We start from the raw sequence: 15,983 nt of genomic DNA, 5'->3' as shown, positions 1-15,983 counted from the left end.
CATGTCCAAAACCCAGCTGACTCAGCAGGCTTCCGAAAACATCCTCGAGATGCGGGACATACGCGTCGAATTCTCCACAGGCCGGGGTCACGGCCGACGCAAAATCGTTGCCCTGAACGACGTCAACCTCAGCGTCCCCAGGGGCACAATCCATGGGCTGGTAGGTGAATCAGGCTCCGGCAAATCCACTCTGGCCCGCGTTCTGACAGCTTTGGAGCGTTCTTTCACAGGAACCGTGGTTTTCAACGGCGACGAGTTGCCTGTCCGACGTACCAAAGAGCAGAGACGCCACATCCAGATGGTGTTTCAGGATCCGTACTCGTCGTTGGATCCAAGGATGACTATTCGTCAATCACTGGCCGAGCTGCTGCGGGTTCACCGGATCGCGGAATCACGGGATATCGGTAAGAGGTGCCTTGAGCTGATGAGCCAAGTACAACTGCCGGCCAGGGCACTGGACAGCTACCCGATTTCCATGTCCGGAGGGCAGCGCCAAAGGGTGGCCATCGCGAAAGCCCTCGCGCTGGAGCCGTCATTGTTGGTTGCTGACGAGGCCGTATCTGCCTTGGACGTGTCCGTGCAGGCCGGCATCGTCAACCTCTTGGCGGACCTGAGGGACGAACTGGGGTTGTCTGTTTTGTTCATCGCACATGATTTGGCAGTGGTCCGGAATCTTTGTGAGAACGTCGCCGTGATGTACCGCGGCAATATCGTGGAAGACGGGGACACTGAAAGTCTCTTTGCCGAACCCCGGGATCAGTACACCCGGACACTTCTTAACTCGATTCCGCGGATCCGATACTAAATCCTGAGCGGTTTCGACCGGGATATTAAAGACCTCTGCAGGAGCCGGATCCGGCTCCTGCAGAGGTCTTTAACGAAGAGGCGGACGCTATCTCAGGGATTCGCGGAGGAACATTGTTTTCGCGGCAACTGCTGCCAACTCGTACGTGGTCCCAATCATCCCCAAAAGCTCCTCGGCGGATTCGACCTCCCTGGCGATCACCAGGTTGCTGACCCGCGACACGCCGGGAACGGCTTCCAACAACTCGGCGGCCAAGGGGTTCTGGAAACCGATCTCAAGCCGGAGCTGGTCCGGTACAGGCAGTAGCCGGGTCTTCTCGACGCCTTGGACTGCAGCACGCGCACTCTTGCGGATGGCCGCGCGGGCGTAGGTGGGGGAGAGGCTGTTGGCGGCCTGGAACCCGTGGGCAACCTTGACGGGAACGGTCAGCACACCCGGGAACTCGCGTTCAGCGATATCGCAGATGACGTTGTCGCCCGTTACCAAACCGACGGGGACGCCGCGGGTAGCTGCGAAGAGGGCATTGATGGATGCCTCTGAGGCGATCTCACCATTGAGCTTGAAACTGGTAAACAGGCCGGAAAAGCTATGGGCCAGCAGCCCTTCCACGCCCGCGGGGGCGTGATACCCGATGTAGAAGGCGACATCGAAGTCTGGCGTCAGCCCTTCAGCCATGCAGAAGGCTGTGGGATTTCCGAAAATTACGCGGGCGCGGGGATCGAGGTCCTCGTGCAGGAGGTTGTTCATTGTCCCGTGGCTGTCATTGACCAGGACCTCGGTTGCGCCGCCCTCGAAGGCTCCTTCCACGGCCGCGTTGGTCTCGGCCGTCATCAGGGCCTGCGCCCGGGGGTAGCCGGTACCACCACGAATAATTTGGTCGTAGGTGGCCACCCCCGAGATGCCCTCCATGTCAACAGAAATGTATACCTTCATGCGGTCTCCTTCGTGGGCGCTGCGCAGTGTGCAGCGGAGGTCGGCCGGTGCGCGTCATGTAGCGCAACGGATACTTAATTCGGCTACTGGGTGGTGGTTGCAGCAGGCGTGAGCTTGTACCAGCCAGTCCGGGTGACTCCCGAAGCGATGTAGCCGGATGCGAAAGCAGTCTCCAGGACTTCGCGGAGCTGCAACCGCCACATCGCTGCTTCCTGGGCGTCGGATCCCCTCAGCGCGACGATGTCCTGCGGCGCCCGGCACCAGAGGTTACCTTCCGATTGCACGAGCGCAGGCTGGGAGTCGGGCCCATATTCCAGTGCATTGTTCAGCGCGCCTTGGGGCAGGTTCACGTCGTCCACCAGGCCTTCGCTGCATCTGACGCTCCGCTCCGAGGACAGCGGCCAGATCACCACGAGCCTGTCCGATTCGTCGTCGGCGTTGATGTCGTCCTGCATTGCGCCGTAGAAGTTTCTCTCGTACTCGGAAGTAACGCCACCAAGTTTGGACAGATTGAAGCGGGCGTTCCGGCTGACCAGGGGATCGAAAGTCCATGTCATGGTTTCGATTCCGCGTGCCAGCGACCAAGCCCGTTGATGTTGCTTGAGGGCGAAACCCACTCCCTTGTCCGCAATGCCGGGAAGCACCCCGGCTATCAGCGAATACGTGGACCCCTCGGGAGAGACAATGGCCACCGCGGCCCCACAGAGCACTCCTTCCGGGGTGTACGCCGCAGAAACATTGCAGCCGGCGTGGGAAATGCTTCGGAGCAGGTCAAATGGGATCGGGGCTCCGTGGGGAGACATCCCCCAGATGGCCACCAACAGCCCTTCGATGTCCTGAAGCCTCTCACGGTGGTGCTCGTCGACGATTCGGACGTTGGCCTTGGCCGCTGCAGAGGCGGCATTGAACTGGGCGCGCTCAGCAGAAGAGTGGGCGTCAAGATTGAGTGACATGATTCAATCTTGGTTCGGTTGGGGGCTTCTGGCTTTGTCCGTGAGGACCAACAGTTGCCCGTGGGGATTGTCCTGGAGAACCACCGTCAAAATGAGAATGCTCCGCCCTGCCATCGGCAGGACGGAGCATTCAATGAGCGAAACTGTTAGCGCAGCATGCGGACCGAGGAGGGGGCCAATTGTCCGTCTGCCAGTTCAAAGGTTGCCCCTACAGCGAAGGTCGGAGTCGCCGAGTTGACGAAGGGCACCACGTCAACGTGCTCAAAGAGCTTCCGTTCGGCTGCTGCCCAATACTCACAGCCGGCTTCTCCAGTGGCGCTAACGGCCTTTTGGACGTTCTCCAGATAGCCGGCGTTGTTAAGGAAGGCAAAATTACTGCCGTTGGGCGGTGTGGGCCCGGAAACGAGCGGCACAAGTTCATTGGGCAGGCCCACGCCGATGGGAACGAAAGCGGCGTTCCAACCGCCTTCTCCACCGAGGATGAGTGAACTGCCCTCCGCATCCGTGACTGGCCTGAGGAGAACGTCAACACCGATACCGGACCAAACTTCCTTAATCAACTCGGCGCCAGCAGCAAAGGTCGGTCCCATGGTGCTGGGGTAGAAGAACTCCATCTTCAGCGGCGTCCCATCCTTGCTGCGGACACCGTTCGCGCCGACCTTCCAGCCGGCAGCATCCAGCGCGGATTTCGCAGCGTCGAGGTCGTGCCCGGGGAGGTTGCCACTGAGTGTGTCCTGCTTGCAGGGGCTAAGTACAGGAGCAATGAGACCCGTAGCGGGCTTGCCGTCTCCGCTGGTTACCACCTGCCCGAGTTCGTCGAGTTTCAGCGCCTGCGTCAAGGCGCGCCGCACCTTTTCATCCGAGCCGGGCAATCCCGGCTTCTGGTTGAACCAGATTTGACCCAGCGCCGTTACCAAGTCACGTTGGAATGCCTTCTTGGCCTGGAGCCTCTGTTTGTCGGGCCCGATAATGGTGGCCGCATTCACTTCTCCGGACAAGAGCAGGTTCGCTGCGGTGGTCTCGTTGGAGATGACCTTGAGGACAACTTTGTCCGGCAGGCCCGCCTGATCGGTCTTCCAATCGCCAGGACCCCACGCATAGTCCTTGCGCCGGGTCAGGGTGTAATGGTCACCTGCAGCCACCTCTGTGACCGTGTACATGCCGGTGCCGTCGGCACCCTTCGCAAGCAGGCCGCGATCCTTGGTGCCTGCCGCGCAAACGATCGGCAGGCTGCCCACGTTCCGGATCAGGAAAGGTTCCGGCGACGGTGTGGTCACCGTGACTGTTCCTTTTTCACTGTCCGACGTGGCCTTCGCTCCGGGAGCAACGGAAATGCCCGTCTGGGTGGAGTTGTTGCTGGGGTCACCGACGAAGTTGATGTTCGCTGCCACAATTTCGGGTGTCAGCGCACTGCCGTCCGAACACGTGATGTTCTTGCGTAGCGTGAAGGTGGCCTCGGTGGTTGTGCCCTGCCAGCTCTGCGCCAGGCCGGCCACCACATTGCCGTCGGGATCAAAGTTCACGAGCGTGTCGTAAAGGAATCTGGCGGTCTGCTGAGTTACGGAATTCGAGGCGAAGAGGGGGTCCAGGGATCCGGGGTCCACGCTCAGCCGCAATGTGAACGTTTTGCCGTTCGCCAGCTCGTTGCTAGCTGTCTTGGGTGCAGAACCGGAGGAGCAGGCGGCCATCGTCAGTGATAGCACGCCGACAGTGACGGCGCTTAGAGCCGCCTTGATCGTGCCTTGTGTCTTCATGGTGTCATTCTTTCGGCGTATGTGACCCGCGCCATTGGCTAAACCGACAAGTGCGGGAATTAATGTTTGGCGGGTACGAGTATGAGCTTCGACGGGATCGGATCCCAGGCTTTCCCTGCCCCAGTTATTCGCCGCGAATCAGATCAACGGCCAAGCGGGCCGCCTTGCCGATCGAGGCATCGATTGCCGGCTGCTGATTGGCGAGCGTGGCCGCCTTGGTAAAGACCGCGACGGCGTATTGGCGGCCGTCGGGGCACGTCACCACGCCGACCTCGTTACGGATAGCGGGAAGAGTGCCGGTCTTGCCTGCCACCAGAACATCCCCATCGAAACCGGTCGCCATCCGATGCTGCCAGATTTGCTGGGCCATCATGGAGCGCACACGCTCACACGCCTCAGGAGTTCCGGCAGTGTCGGTCCAGATGGCGTCTAGCAGGGTGACGATGTCCCGCGGTGTGGAAGAAGGCGTCCTTGCGGGATCCAGGATCCCCATCGACCAAATCTGCTCGGGCGTTGCCGCTCCCAGCATGGCGTCGATGTCGGCCGCCGAGGTGCCAAGGTCAACGCCGAGATCGGCCGCCATCTGAACATCCATGTCCTCACCGCAGCCGACGATCCGGGTGTGCTTGAGGTTCAGGTCATCCAATACGGCGTCGACGGCGGCCTGCCCTATCCGGTGGAAGACGACGTCGGTCGCAGCATTGTCGCTCATGGTCATCATGAACTTTGCAAGGTCCCGCCAGCTCATTTCGACGTCGTCGGCGCAACCCGCAGTTCCCAAACCTCCCACCCTGTACCGGGACGTCACGGTAGTACGCCCTGTTTCCTCCAAACGGCCTGCCGAAACCTCGCGTGAATAGGCAACGGCGAACGGGACCTTGAAGACGGAGGCCAGCACTACAGGCTCGTCCGGGTTCAACGAAACCTCGGGACCATCAACGACTCCGATCTCCCGTGCATGCACGGAGCCCGTGGCCCCCGCCGCGGCGAAGATTTCGGCAAGCTGCCCAGATCCCAGGCTCATGCGTTGACGCGGCGATCGGCCCGGCCGGTGTGGACGAACAGTGCGCGGCCCTGGCCGTCGTCACCGACGAAGACATGCGGCATATGCAAGCCGAATTGCTTTTGTGCCGGCAACAGTGTGTCTCCTTCCGTGGCCACCAATTCAATCTTCTCGGGCCTGTCACCGACCTCCGCGTAGACCCCCTTGGGTGTCTTCTCCAACCAAATCCGCCCCTCTGCGTCCTGGCTCACCATTACGCTGCCAACGCGGGAGGAGTACTCGCCCACGAACCGCGACGCATCAACGTGTGCTGAGGAGTCGGCCGGGGTGGGAAGTTCCGGCAACTTGATGCCGGCAAACTCACCGAGCGCACGGGCAGCGATTTCGATAAAGACCGGAAGGGGATCTCCTCCATTACAGAAGAGCGCAATCGAAACGTCCTGCTCTGGACAAATCCGCAGGAAAGCTGTCTGACCGATAGTGCCGCCGTCGTGACCGACGACCGGGCCGCCGTCGTAATCGAAGAGCGCGAAGCCGAGTCCCCAGGCCTCGCCCATCCAACCCAACCCCGGGAGCATCACCTGCGGTTCCAGCATGGCCGCCGCCGAACCGGCGCTAAGAATCTGTTGACCGGCGGGTCCACGTCCCGAATCGATGTGCATCTGCGCGAACTTGAGGAGGTCGCGGGGCCGCATATTGAGCATCGAGCCTACGGGGGCCGTCGCTCGGCTCAGAGCCCAGATGGGGCTGGGCTCCGGTTCGCCACCGTCTTCGTTCACAATGTGTCCCACAGCTGTCCGGAAGAGAATCGCCTCGTAGGGCCCATTGGCCGCATGGGTCAGTTGAAGCGGCGTGAACAAATACTCGCGGATGCATTCGTCATAGGACTTGCCGCGCAGCACCTCCACCAATCTGCCCAGCACGACGTATCCGGCGTTGTTGTAGGAAAACATCTCGCCGGGTGCGAACAGTTGGGGAACGTCCCCTAGGAGATCCACCAGCTTGGCGACGGCATCGTCGCCCTTGCCGGTGTCAGTGAAGATGTCGCCCTCGAAGCCACCGGTGTGGCTCAACAACTGACGGGTGGTGATAACGGCCGCAGCCGACTCGTCCTCGAGACGGAATTCCGGCAGATATAGCCGCACCGGCACGTCCAGGTCCAACGTGCCTTCATCCACCAGCTGCATGATCAAAGTGGCAGTCCACAGCTTGGTGATTGACCCCACCTGGAACAGCGAGTCGACGGTCACCTCAACGCCGGTGTTCTTGCTGAGTACACCGGCCGCGGCGTCGATCACGTCGCCCCTGACGGAAACCGCCACCGCGGCGCCGGGAACCTGGTGCTCGGCCAACAGTGAAGGGAGACGGCCTTCCAGCCACGTGCGGAGTTCGTTTAAGTTCGTCATGCGGCAATGGTACGGCCCCCGCAAGACGGTGATTTTGTCGTTCAGGATGACATTGGCCAAGCAAGCGTGGTCCGATACGACAAATGCTGTTCCCGTCACTCGTCGACGGGATGGCCATTGTCCGATTCGACCATCCTCGTCTCAATAGGTGATCGCAAAGAACAAAGCGTCAGCACATGGGTGAGTCAGATAATAGATGACGCCGGTCTCGTGGAGGTCCAGTGAGATCTCTCAAGAAGCAGGAGTAAAAAATTTGAGCATTGCAACACGTTTCGTCGCGGATGCAACAGACAGCCCGTGGACCGGCTTTGTGGCGCGAAGGATTGGGCGCCTGATTGTTTCCCTCTGGGTGCTGGTCACGGCGTCATTCCTCATGATCCACCTGATTCCCGGCGATCCGGTCAGGGCGGCGCTGGGCAGTTCAGCTCCAAGTGCCCTCGTTGAGGCACGCCGCCAGGCCCTGGGCCTCAACGACCCCCTGTGGCTGCAATACATCCACTACCTTCAAGGCTTGTTGGGCGGGAATCTCGGAACTTCCATGACATCGGACCTGCCGGTAGCGCAAGTGATCGGCGACCGCTTTCCTGCAACCTTTGAAATTGCCGGCCTCGCGTTCCTGCTCGCTGTCCTGATCTCAGTGCCGGTAGGCGCATTGATGGGCGTACTGACCCGGGGCGGCCGTCGTCGGCGAACCGAGCTGGCCTTCACTTCCACCTCCATTGTTGTGGCCGCCATACCGGAGTTCCTGCTCGCCGTCGGCCTGGTGTTCTTCTTCGCCGTCCAACTGGGCTGGTTCCCCGTGGCCGGTCGCTCCGATGCGAGCTCATACGTCCTTCCCGTGGTGTCCATGGCCCTTGGCTCAGCCGCCATGCTGTCCCGGATCGTGAGGGTGGAAATGCTCTCGGTGCTCGGCACTGACTACGTACGGACCGCGCGCGCCAAGCGGCTGCCGGACTGGATGATCTATTTCCGCCACGCGTTGCCGAACGCCCTGACTGCCACCCTGACAATCGGTGGCCTGATGCTGAGCGCCATGGTCGCGGGCACGGTCCTCGTGGAAAACGTCTTCGCCTGGCCTGGCCTGGGCAGCACCATCGTCGCCTCCATTCTCGCCAAGGACTACCCGGTGGTTCAGGGCGTGGTGCTGGTATACGGGGTTGGCGTGCTGCTGGTGAACCTTTTGGTGGACGTAGCACTGGGAATGCTCGACCCGCGTTCAACAATCAAAGAAAGCTGAATTATGCGTACTCCAAAGACGGTAGCCGCATCAGGAATGGCGGTCCGATGGTTGGCGGCTCTGAAGACGCCCGTTGGTGCTGTGTCCGCTGGCATGCTCTTCATGGTCCTCACCATGGCCGTGATCGCACCAATCCTGTGGTCCGGCCAGGCAGAGGCAATCAACACCAAGACCATCCTCCAAGGACCATCGCCGGAACACCTCATAGGTACTGACAGCCTGGGCCGCGACTTGTTCTACCGGCTGCTCGTGGCCACCGGGCTTTCAGTCAAGCTCGCCCTGGCGGCAACGGGAATCGGCGTTATGGCCGGCCTGGTGCTCGGTACGGTCCCCTCGCTGCTGGGCCGGCGCGTCGGCAGGCTGGTCACGGCCTTCGTCAACATCGCTGTCGCCTTCCCGGGGCTCCTCCTGGCCATGTTCTTCGCAGTGATCTTCGGAGTCGGCCAGACTGGCGCCGTGCTGGCCATTGGCCTGGCCACAGCTCCTTCCTTTGCCCGGTTGACCCAGACCCTGGTGGCTACACAGTCAGAGCGGGACTACATCGCGGCGGCGAAGCTGGCTGGGGTGGGCAGGGTACGGCGGCTGCTTCGCCACATCCTCCCCAACATCGCCGAACCACTGGTGGTCACAGCCACGATCGGGGCAGGCGGATCGCTGTTGGCTTTCGCCGGGTTGTCCTTCCTGGGGCTGGGCGTCCAACCTCCGGCCTACGACTGGGGACGGCTCCTTAACGAGGGTCTGAATGACATTTACCTGCACCCCATGGCGGCGCTGGCCCCTGGGCTGGCAGTGGTCATTGCAGGGCTGGCATTCAACCTCTTCGGTGAAGCCGTTGCCAAGACGCTCGGCACACCAATGCCGATTTCCGGCAAAGGCGCAGCGCCCCAGCGCGTGCCGCAGCCGAACGCCGTCGAGCCTTCCACCGCCGTCGAACCTTCCAAGGCCGGCGCGGACAGCAACGCCGTGCTGACCGTCCGGGATCTTTTCGTCAGCTTCCCGGGACCCGCCGGACCCATCACTCCCGTCCGCGGCGTCAGCTTCAGTCTGGCACGGGGCGAAGCAGTAGGCGTGGTGGGCGAGTCAGGCTCCGGCAAGACGCAGACCGCCTTGGCACTGGCGCAACTGGTGGAGTACCCAGGAAACGTCAGTGCATCACGCCTTGAGTTCCTCGGCCAGGACCAACTGTCCAGCCCCTCCCGGGCCCGACGTCAGCTGCTCGGTACTTCCTTCGCGATGGTGTTCCAGGACCCCATGAAATCGCTCAACCCCGCCATGCGGATTGGCGCGCAGCTCGCTGAGGTGGCACAGCGGCACCAAGGTATGAATCGCCGGCAAGCGCTGGCGCGCGCGGCGGACCGCCTGCGGGCAGTCAGAGTGCCGGCCCCGGAACGACGCCTGAGGCAATACCCCCATGAATTTTCCGGTGGCATGCGGCAACGGGCCATGATCGGGATGGGGATCATGGGAAACCCGGCCCTGATTGTGGCCGACGAACCCACCACCGCATTGGACGTGACAGTCCAGCAACAAGTGCTGCGGCTGCTCTCGGCCATCAAGGAGGAGAACCACGTCGCGATCCTCCTGATCAGCCATGACCTCACCCTGGTGGGCCAGGTGTGCGAACGTGTCCTGGTCATGTACGCCGGACGCATCGTGGAAGATCTTCCGGCGTCAGATCTGGCCGAAAGGGCAATGCACCCCTATACGCGGGCCCTGCTGGCAGCAGTCCCGGACATGGAAACGGATCGGGACCGTCCTCTGGCCGTGGTCCCCGGACGCCCTGCCGACCCGTCCCAAGTTCCCGCAGGCTGCGCCTTCGCCTCCCGCTGCCCGAAGGCGGATGACCACTGCACCCGCGAGGATCCGCAACTCGTCCAGCGCGAGGACGGGCACCGGGTGGCCTGTTGGCACCCTTCCCGTGGAACGGGCTCTGAACGGGTTTCGGTCGAACTCAAACTACATGCTGCTGCACTGCAAGGAGAGGCATCATGAGCGAACTTCGCTTCGAGCAGGTATCGGTACGATTCGGCGGTCGCCGCGGGATGACGGCTGTGGACGGCGTTGACCTCACAGTACCAAAGGGACAAGTGGTTGGCCTGGTGGGTGAATCCGGCTCCGGCAAATCCACGTTGGCACGGGCCGCGGCAGGCCTTACGCCGTTGTCCGGCGGGCAAATCCTGTTCAACGGCCAGCCCCTGCGGCCCAAACGGGGCGAGCGCCGGCCCCTGCAGATGGTATTCCAGGACCGCACTCTTCACTGAACCCGCGCATGAGCATTGGTGAGTCGATAGCGGAAGGCATCCCGCGTGCCGGCAGGGGAGAAGCCGCAGGCCGCCGCGCCGAGGTGCAACGGTTGCTGGGCCTGGTGGGCCTGGATCCTGAGCGCGCCTTCAGCTACCCCGGACAGATGTCAGGGGGCCAGCTTCAACGTGTCGCCTTGGCCCGGGCTTTGGCCGGACAGCCCAAGGTCATCATCGCCGATGAGATTACTTCTGCCCTGGATGTGTCTGTCCAAGGGACGGTTCTGAACCTGGTGAGGGACCTGCAACGGGACCTCAACCTGTCCATGTTGTTCATTTCGCACAACCTGGCGGTGGTCCGGTACGTCGCTGATGCCATCGCCGTGATGTATCTGGGCAGGATCGTCGAACAAGGCCCCGCAGAACAGATCCTTTCTGACCCACAGCATCCGTACACCAAGGATCTGCTGGCGGCTGTGCCCAGCCAGAGCAGTCCCAGCCTCACTCCGGCCGACACCGGGCCGGCTGTGCAGGCTGTCAACGATGCTGAGCCAGCGGACCCGCATCACCCTCCCAGCGGATGCCGATACCACCTGCGCTGCCCGATAGGGCCACTCGTGCTTCCAGGCCGCGACGTTTGCCGGGAAGTCGACCCTGAGCCCGAAGGGCACCGACAAGCCGCAGCATGTCACTTCGCCGATGACTTGCTGATTTCCGGTAAGGCGGGAATCCTGTGACCCGCAGGCTCCGCATCGACGATTTGCTGGACCTTGCGGTCCCTGAACAGCCCGCGCTCTCTCCCGACGGTCAGCGCGTCGCCTACGTGCTGCGGACTCTCGACGCCGTCACTGACAGCACCGAACGCAACATCTGGTTGGTGGAAAATGCGGGCAGTTCCGCCCGGCAGCTCACGTTCGGCAACGCCGATTCGTCACCAGCATGGTCGCCCGATGGAGCCCAGCTTTCGTTTCTGCATGAGTCAGAGGGACACGTCCATCTCTTCATCATGACCTCTGAGGATGAACAGGTGGAAAGCCTCGGCACCCTGCCGATGGGGGTCGGCAAACCGACGTGGAGCCCTGACGGAAGCAAGCTCGCATTCGCTGCGTTCGTCCCTGGCCTTGCCACGGGAGACGAGGCCGCACCGGCCGGTGCGCACCGCGCCGATGTGCCGGTGGTGACAGACGGCAGGGACTACCAATCTGACGGCCTTGGCCTGCTGGGAACCATGAAGCGGCAACTGCACGTCTTTGAACTGGCGACCGGGAAATGCATCCAGCTCACTCACGGCGACTGGCACGCCCGTGACCCGGAGTGGTCGCCCGACGGGAGGCATCTGGCGTTTGCTGCCGGCCCTGCAGCCGACAACGATGCCAGCTTGACCGCCCCCGCACACATCATTGCTGTCGACGTTCCAGACGCAATGCCGACTCTGGTGGGTCCCGCTGACCAGGTGGTAAGCGCTGTTGAGTGGAGCGCGGATGGGGGCGCCCTATTCGTGGTGTCCAGCCGCCCGGTTGGTCACGCCGCCCTGGTGCGGCTTCCGTTGGATGGCAGTCCCGCCACAAATCTCGCTGGTTCGCTGGACCGCAACGTCATGGCTGGGGCTCCGGCCTATCCGGGGGCCCCGCCGCAGCTGAGCGATAGCGGCAAAGGGCTGCTGTTCTGCGTTCGGGACCGCGGCTGCACGCACCTTTATGAGGTGGACATCGACGGCGGCGAGCCCCGCCCGGTCCTGCAGGGTGACGGCCTGGTTGTCTCGGAGTTGTGCGTTGCAGGCAACACGGCAGTCACCGTCCTGAAGACACCTACTTCCTTTGGCGAGATCGTGAGCGTGGATCTTACCGACGGCACTACGCGGGTTTGGACACACCATGGATCCAATTTCGCGGATACGGACTTCTTCCCGCGACTGGAACGCGGGTTCACGATCTCGGATGGCACAGTTGTGCCGGGGTGGCTGATCCGCGACCCGGACAGTGCAGGACCCCAGCCCCTCTTGCTGGACATTCACGGCGGCCCACACAACGCGTGGAACAGTGCAGCTGACGAAGTGAACCTCTATCACCAGGAGCTGGCCGCGCGCGGGTGGTCCGTGCTGTTGCTGAATGTCCGGGGCAGCGATGGTTATGGCGAGCAGTTCTATAAGGCGGCCTTAGGCCGTTGGGGCATCGCGGACGCCCCGGACTTCCTTGAGCCACTGGACCAGCTGGTGGCCGAGGGAGTGGCAGACCCGGACCGGCTCGCGGTGACTGGATACAGCTACGGCGGATACATGACCTGCTATCTGACCAGCCGCGACCAAAGATTCGCAGCTGATGTGGCCGGCGGGGTTGTCAGTGATCTCCGGAGCTTTGCCGGAACCTCGGACAGTGGACAGTTCCTCAGCGACCGTGAGCTTGGCGGTCCGGCGTGGGCGGATCCCTTGGGGTACGAGGCCATGTCTCCGCTTTCCATGGTTGAACACGTGACAACGCCGACGCTCATTCTCCACGGGGCGGACGATGTGCGGTGTCCGGTTGGCCAGGCAACGCAGTGGCATGCGGCCCTGTGCGAACTGGGTGTGGTGAGCCGTCTGGTTCTTTATCCCGGAGGCTCCCACCTCTTCACGGATGTAGGGCAGCCATCACACCGGATCGACTTCAATCGCCGCATTGTGGAGTGGGTGGAGGAACACGCCAACGGTGTGGATTCCGTACCGGTGCGGTTGCCCTCCCGCCCAGCCGTTGGAGTGGGTTTGAATGGATGACAACCGTCCCCGCGCCAGCCTTGGCTGCGTTCCGGACGACTTGGGCGCCACGCTCCTTGAGCTGGTGGAGGGTGACCTTGGAAGTGTTGAGGAACTATATCCACCCACATACCTTCCGGTACCGGCTTCGTCGCCTTGCCCACGTGGGCGGACTTGACCTCGACGATCCGAAGACACGTTTTGCCGCCATGCTCCAGCTCTGCATCCTCGCCTCCCGCTCCGCGTGATCTCGTCAAACGGAAGCATTTGGCCGTCACTCAACCCACCGCCCCTCACTAGTGGATAGGAAGCCACACATGAAAATCGCTCGCGCCACCATTACCCTGATCGACCTTCCGCTGTTGGAACCCTTCGTGGTCTCCTACGCGTCTTACGCGTCGATGCCCAGCGTCATCCTTACCTTGGAGACCGACGACGGACTGGTTGGGTATGGCGAAAGCGTGCCTGACGGGCACATCACCGGCGAGACGCCGACAGGCGTGGTGGAAGCCCTCAAAACGGAACTGCTGCCCGCTGTTCTGGGCATGGATCCGCAGGACATCACCGCCATTCACCAGCGCCTCAATGCGGCCCTCAAGGGCTGTGGCGCCGCCAAAGCAGCAATCGACATCGCCTGTTGGGATCTTGCCGGCAAAGCCGCGGGGCGTCCCATTTACTCATTGCTGGGTGGGCGCCGGCCCGAACAGCCAACCATCGCTCGCGTCATGAGCATTCTGGCCCCGGAAGTTCTCGCGGAGCAGGCAATCCACGCCAAGCACGAGGGATACCGCCACCTCAAGATGAAGCTCGGTGGCGGTGATGGGCAGGACATCGAGCGGGTGCGGGCCGTGCGTGCTGCCATCGGGAACGACCTGGGAATCCGTGTTGATGCCAACCAAGGCTGGGCGGACCCAGCCATGGCACGCACCATGATCCGGGCCTTGGAACCGTTTGACGTCGACTGGGTGGAACAGCCGATCCTCGCCGATGACGTCGACGGCTTCCGTTTGGTGCGGCAAGACACCGGGATGAGGCTGATGGCCGACGAAGCCGTGGTGGACGCCCAGGATCTTGCCCACTTCGTCCGGGACCGTTCCGTGGACATGGTCAACCTCAAGCTTATGAAGAGCGGCGGCATCACCCCGTGCCATCGCCTGGCAACGCAAGCGGAACTCGGGGGACTCAAGGTTCAGATCGGTTCAATGCTGGAGACAAGCATTGCCTCCTCCGCGGGCTTCCATCTGGCGCTGAGCCATCCGAATATCGTTTCCACCGAGCTCTCGGGGCCCCTGAGGTTCGCCAAAGAGCCGGGCAATTTGAAGTACGTGATTCCGGACGTCCACATCACGGAAAAACCGGGTCTGGGCGTGGACGTAGACCTGGAGGTGCTGGCAGAACTCACCATCAGCGAATGCGAGGTTTCAGCGTGAACAGGGAAAAGGGGAATCTTCCAGCCAGTGCTACAGCCGATCGGCGCGAAGCAATTCTGAAGGCTGCAATCTCGCAAGGGCTGCTGCATCCGGAAGAGGCACTCGCTGCCGCCTTCATTGATATGGATGGCGTTGCGGAGAACGTGGCCGCACTCCACCGTGAATTCTCCGCCATCCCACAAGTTCTGCACGCCTTTGCAGCGAAAGCCAACTGCCTGGTCCCAGCGCTAGCAGCGCTGAAGGACCTGGACATGGGCTGCGAGGTGGCCAGCGAAGGCGAACTTGCCCAAGCCATCGCCGCCGGTTTTCCACCTGCGCGGATCGTTTTCGATTCGCCCGCCAAAACGGTAAGGGAACTTCGTCAGGCCTTGTCCCTCGGCGTGGCAATCAACGCCGACAACTTCCAGGAATTGGATCGGATAGCCGAACTTCTGGAGCGCTCTCCCTCGACGTCGACAATTGGCGTGCGCATCAATCCGCAGGTCGGAGTCGGTGGCATCGAAGCCATGAGTACGGCGGGTGCAACGTCCAAATTCGGAGTTGCCTTGAATGATGAGGGTAGCCGCTCCCGCCTGCTCAACGCCTACCGGCAGTACCCGTGGCTTACCAGTGTCCATGCCCATGTCGGTTCACAGGGTTGCCCGCTGTCCTTGATTACAGAGGGCATTTCACGTGCGGTTGAGTTCGCCGATGAGGTCAACGCCGTTGTGGGGCGGGACCGGATCTCGACCATCGACATTGGCGGCGGACTGCCGGTCGACTTCGAAACAGATGATTTGATCTCCCCGTTCGGTTCGTACGTCCAAGCGTTGAGGCACGAGGTGCCAGCACTGTTCAACGGTCGATACTCCGTCATCACAGAGTTTGGCCGCACCATTATGGCCAAGTTCGGGTTCATCGCCGCGCACGTGGAATACACCAAGGAAGCCGGCGGCCAACGGATCGCCATCACTCACGCGGGGGCGCAGGTGGCGATGCGCACCGTCTTCCTGCCCGAGGTCTGGCCGGTCCGCGTTGTTGCACATGACGGTTCCGGAAGGATCAAGGGCGGTGACCTGGTCCCGCAGGATGTTGCCGGACCTTGCTGTTTCGCGGGTGATCTCGTTGCGAAGAACCGGCTCCTGCCTGTTCTTGAGCAAGGAGACATCGTGGCGTTGTTGGATACCGGTTCCTACTACTTCTCCACACCGTTGAGCTACAACTCCCTGCCTGAGCCAGGCGTCTATGGAGCAACGGTGGAAGTAGACGGAACGGTCCGCTTCAGCACACTTCGCCTGCCCCAGACCATCCCGGACTTGCTGGAGCGTTCGGGAGCCAGCCAGCTTCCAGTCCCCGCCGTCCTTCCTTAGATCGACAACGGCGGGTATAAGGACGGCAAACGTCTCGGACTCCAAGCGGGTTGCCCGTGCTTTCTCCAGCCGGTGGCACAGTGCATCGACAACACTACTTTCCCAGCTCGGAATCGCCGTTTGTCGGCTTAACACACGCCGCGAG

Annotated in this window: 14 protein-coding genes; 9 read left to right on the top strand and 5 right to left on the bottom strand. The window is 62.1% G+C overall.

Going from position 1 to position 15,983, the window contains the following annotated elements; genetic code table 11:
• The first annotated feature begins 1 nt into the window (after nucleotide 1).
• Nucleotides 2-805: an ABC transporter ATP-binding protein gene (locus NFJ07_RS15600; RefSeq protein WP_269995679.1), complete on the top strand. Its 804-nt coding sequence runs from the start codon at nucleotides 2-4 to the stop codon at nucleotides 803-805.
• Between the two features lie 87 nt (nucleotides 806-892).
• Here NFJ07_RS15600 and NFJ07_RS15595 read toward each other — a convergent pair whose 3' ends face one another.
• From NFJ07_RS15595 to NFJ07_RS15575, 5 genes are all read right to left on the bottom strand, one after another.
• Nucleotides 893-1,738: a M55 family metallopeptidase gene (locus tag NFJ07_RS15595; RefSeq protein ID WP_269995677.1), complete on the bottom strand. Its 846-nt coding sequence runs from the start codon at nucleotides 1,736-1,738 to the stop codon at nucleotides 893-895.
• Nucleotides 1,739-1,821: 83 nt separating this feature from the next.
• A complete protein-coding gene (locus NFJ07_RS15590; protein WP_269995675.1) occupies nucleotides 1,822-2,691 on the bottom strand; it encodes a hypothetical protein in 870 nt (289 codons plus the stop codon).
• A 146-nt stretch (nucleotides 2,692-2,837) separates the two neighbouring features.
• On the bottom strand, nucleotides 2,838-4,445 hold the full coding sequence (locus NFJ07_RS15585; RefSeq protein ID WP_269995673.1) for an ABC transporter substrate-binding protein: 1,608 nt from the start codon (nucleotides 4,443-4,445) through the stop codon (nucleotides 2,838-2,840).
• A gap of 124 nt (nucleotides 4,446-4,569) precedes the next feature.
• Nucleotides 4,570-5,469 (bottom strand): serine hydrolase, encoded by a 900-nt coding sequence (locus tag NFJ07_RS15580; RefSeq protein ID WP_269995671.1) that lies wholly within the window; start codon nucleotides 5,467-5,469, stop codon nucleotides 4,570-4,572.
• Nucleotides 5,466-6,854 carry a serine hydrolase domain-containing protein gene (locus tag NFJ07_RS15575; protein ID WP_269995669.1) on the bottom strand — a complete coding sequence of 463 codons (1,389 nt, stop codon included), beginning with the start codon at nucleotides 6,852-6,854 and terminating at the stop codon, nucleotides 5,466-5,468. The genes NFJ07_RS15580 and NFJ07_RS15575 overlap by 4 nt, the downstream gene beginning before the upstream one ends.
• A 253-nt stretch (nucleotides 6,855-7,107) precedes the next feature.
• On the opposite strand from NFJ07_RS15575, the gene NFJ07_RS15570 reads away from it, so the two are divergent.
• From NFJ07_RS15570 to NFJ07_RS15535, 8 genes are all read left to right on the top strand, one after another.
• Nucleotides 7,108-8,091, top strand: coding sequence for an ABC transporter permease (locus tag NFJ07_RS15570; protein WP_269995668.1), 984 nt, complete (start codon nucleotides 7,108-7,110; stop codon nucleotides 8,089-8,091).
• A 3-nt stretch (nucleotides 8,092-8,094) separates the two neighbouring features.
• Nucleotides 8,095-10,083 (top strand): dipeptide/oligopeptide/nickel ABC transporter permease/ATP-binding protein, encoded by a 1,989-nt coding sequence (locus NFJ07_RS15565; protein ID WP_269995667.1) that lies wholly within the window; start codon nucleotides 8,095-8,097, stop codon nucleotides 10,081-10,083.
• Entirely contained in the window at nucleotides 10,080-10,352 is a 273-nt protein-coding gene (locus tag NFJ07_RS15560) for an ATP-binding cassette domain-containing protein (protein WP_269995666.1), read from the top strand. The genes NFJ07_RS15565 and NFJ07_RS15560 overlap by 4 nt, the downstream gene beginning before the upstream one ends.
• Nucleotides 10,353-10,360: 8 nt before the next feature.
• Nucleotides 10,361-11,068: an oligopeptide/dipeptide ABC transporter ATP-binding protein gene (locus NFJ07_RS15555; RefSeq protein ID WP_269995664.1), complete on the top strand. Its 708-nt coding sequence runs from the start codon at nucleotides 10,361-10,363 to the stop codon at nucleotides 11,066-11,068.
• Nucleotides 11,065-13,080 (top strand): S9 family peptidase, encoded by a 2,016-nt coding sequence (locus tag NFJ07_RS15550; protein WP_269995662.1) that lies wholly within the window; start codon nucleotides 11,065-11,067, stop codon nucleotides 13,078-13,080. Before NFJ07_RS15555 ends, NFJ07_RS15550 begins: the two co-directional genes overlap by 4 nt.
• Nucleotides 13,077-13,307, top strand: coding sequence for a helix-turn-helix domain-containing protein (locus tag NFJ07_RS15545; RefSeq protein ID WP_269995660.1), 231 nt, complete (start codon nucleotides 13,077-13,079; stop codon nucleotides 13,305-13,307). Before NFJ07_RS15550 ends, NFJ07_RS15545 begins: the two co-directional genes overlap by 4 nt.
• A 69-nt stretch (nucleotides 13,308-13,376) precedes the next feature.
• Nucleotides 13,377-14,489 carry a mandelate racemase/muconate lactonizing enzyme family protein gene (locus NFJ07_RS15540; protein ID WP_269995658.1) on the top strand — a complete coding sequence of 371 codons (1,113 nt, stop codon included), beginning with the start codon at nucleotides 13,377-13,379 and terminating at the stop codon, nucleotides 14,487-14,489.
• A complete protein-coding gene (locus tag NFJ07_RS15535) occupies nucleotides 14,486-15,838 on the top strand; it encodes a diaminopimelate decarboxylase (RefSeq protein WP_269995656.1) in 1,353 nt (450 codons plus the stop codon). Before NFJ07_RS15540 ends, NFJ07_RS15535 begins: the two co-directional genes overlap by 4 nt.
• Nucleotides 15,839-15,983: the final 145 nt, after the last annotated feature.

The organism is Arthrobacter sp. B2a2-09 (assembly GCF_027587375.1).
Classification (GTDB): Bacteria; Actinomycetota; Actinomycetes; order Actinomycetales; family Micrococcaceae; genus Arthrobacter.
The sequence above is the reverse complement of the archived record's forward strand: the minus strand, read 5'-3'. Positions and strand labels throughout refer to the sequence as shown.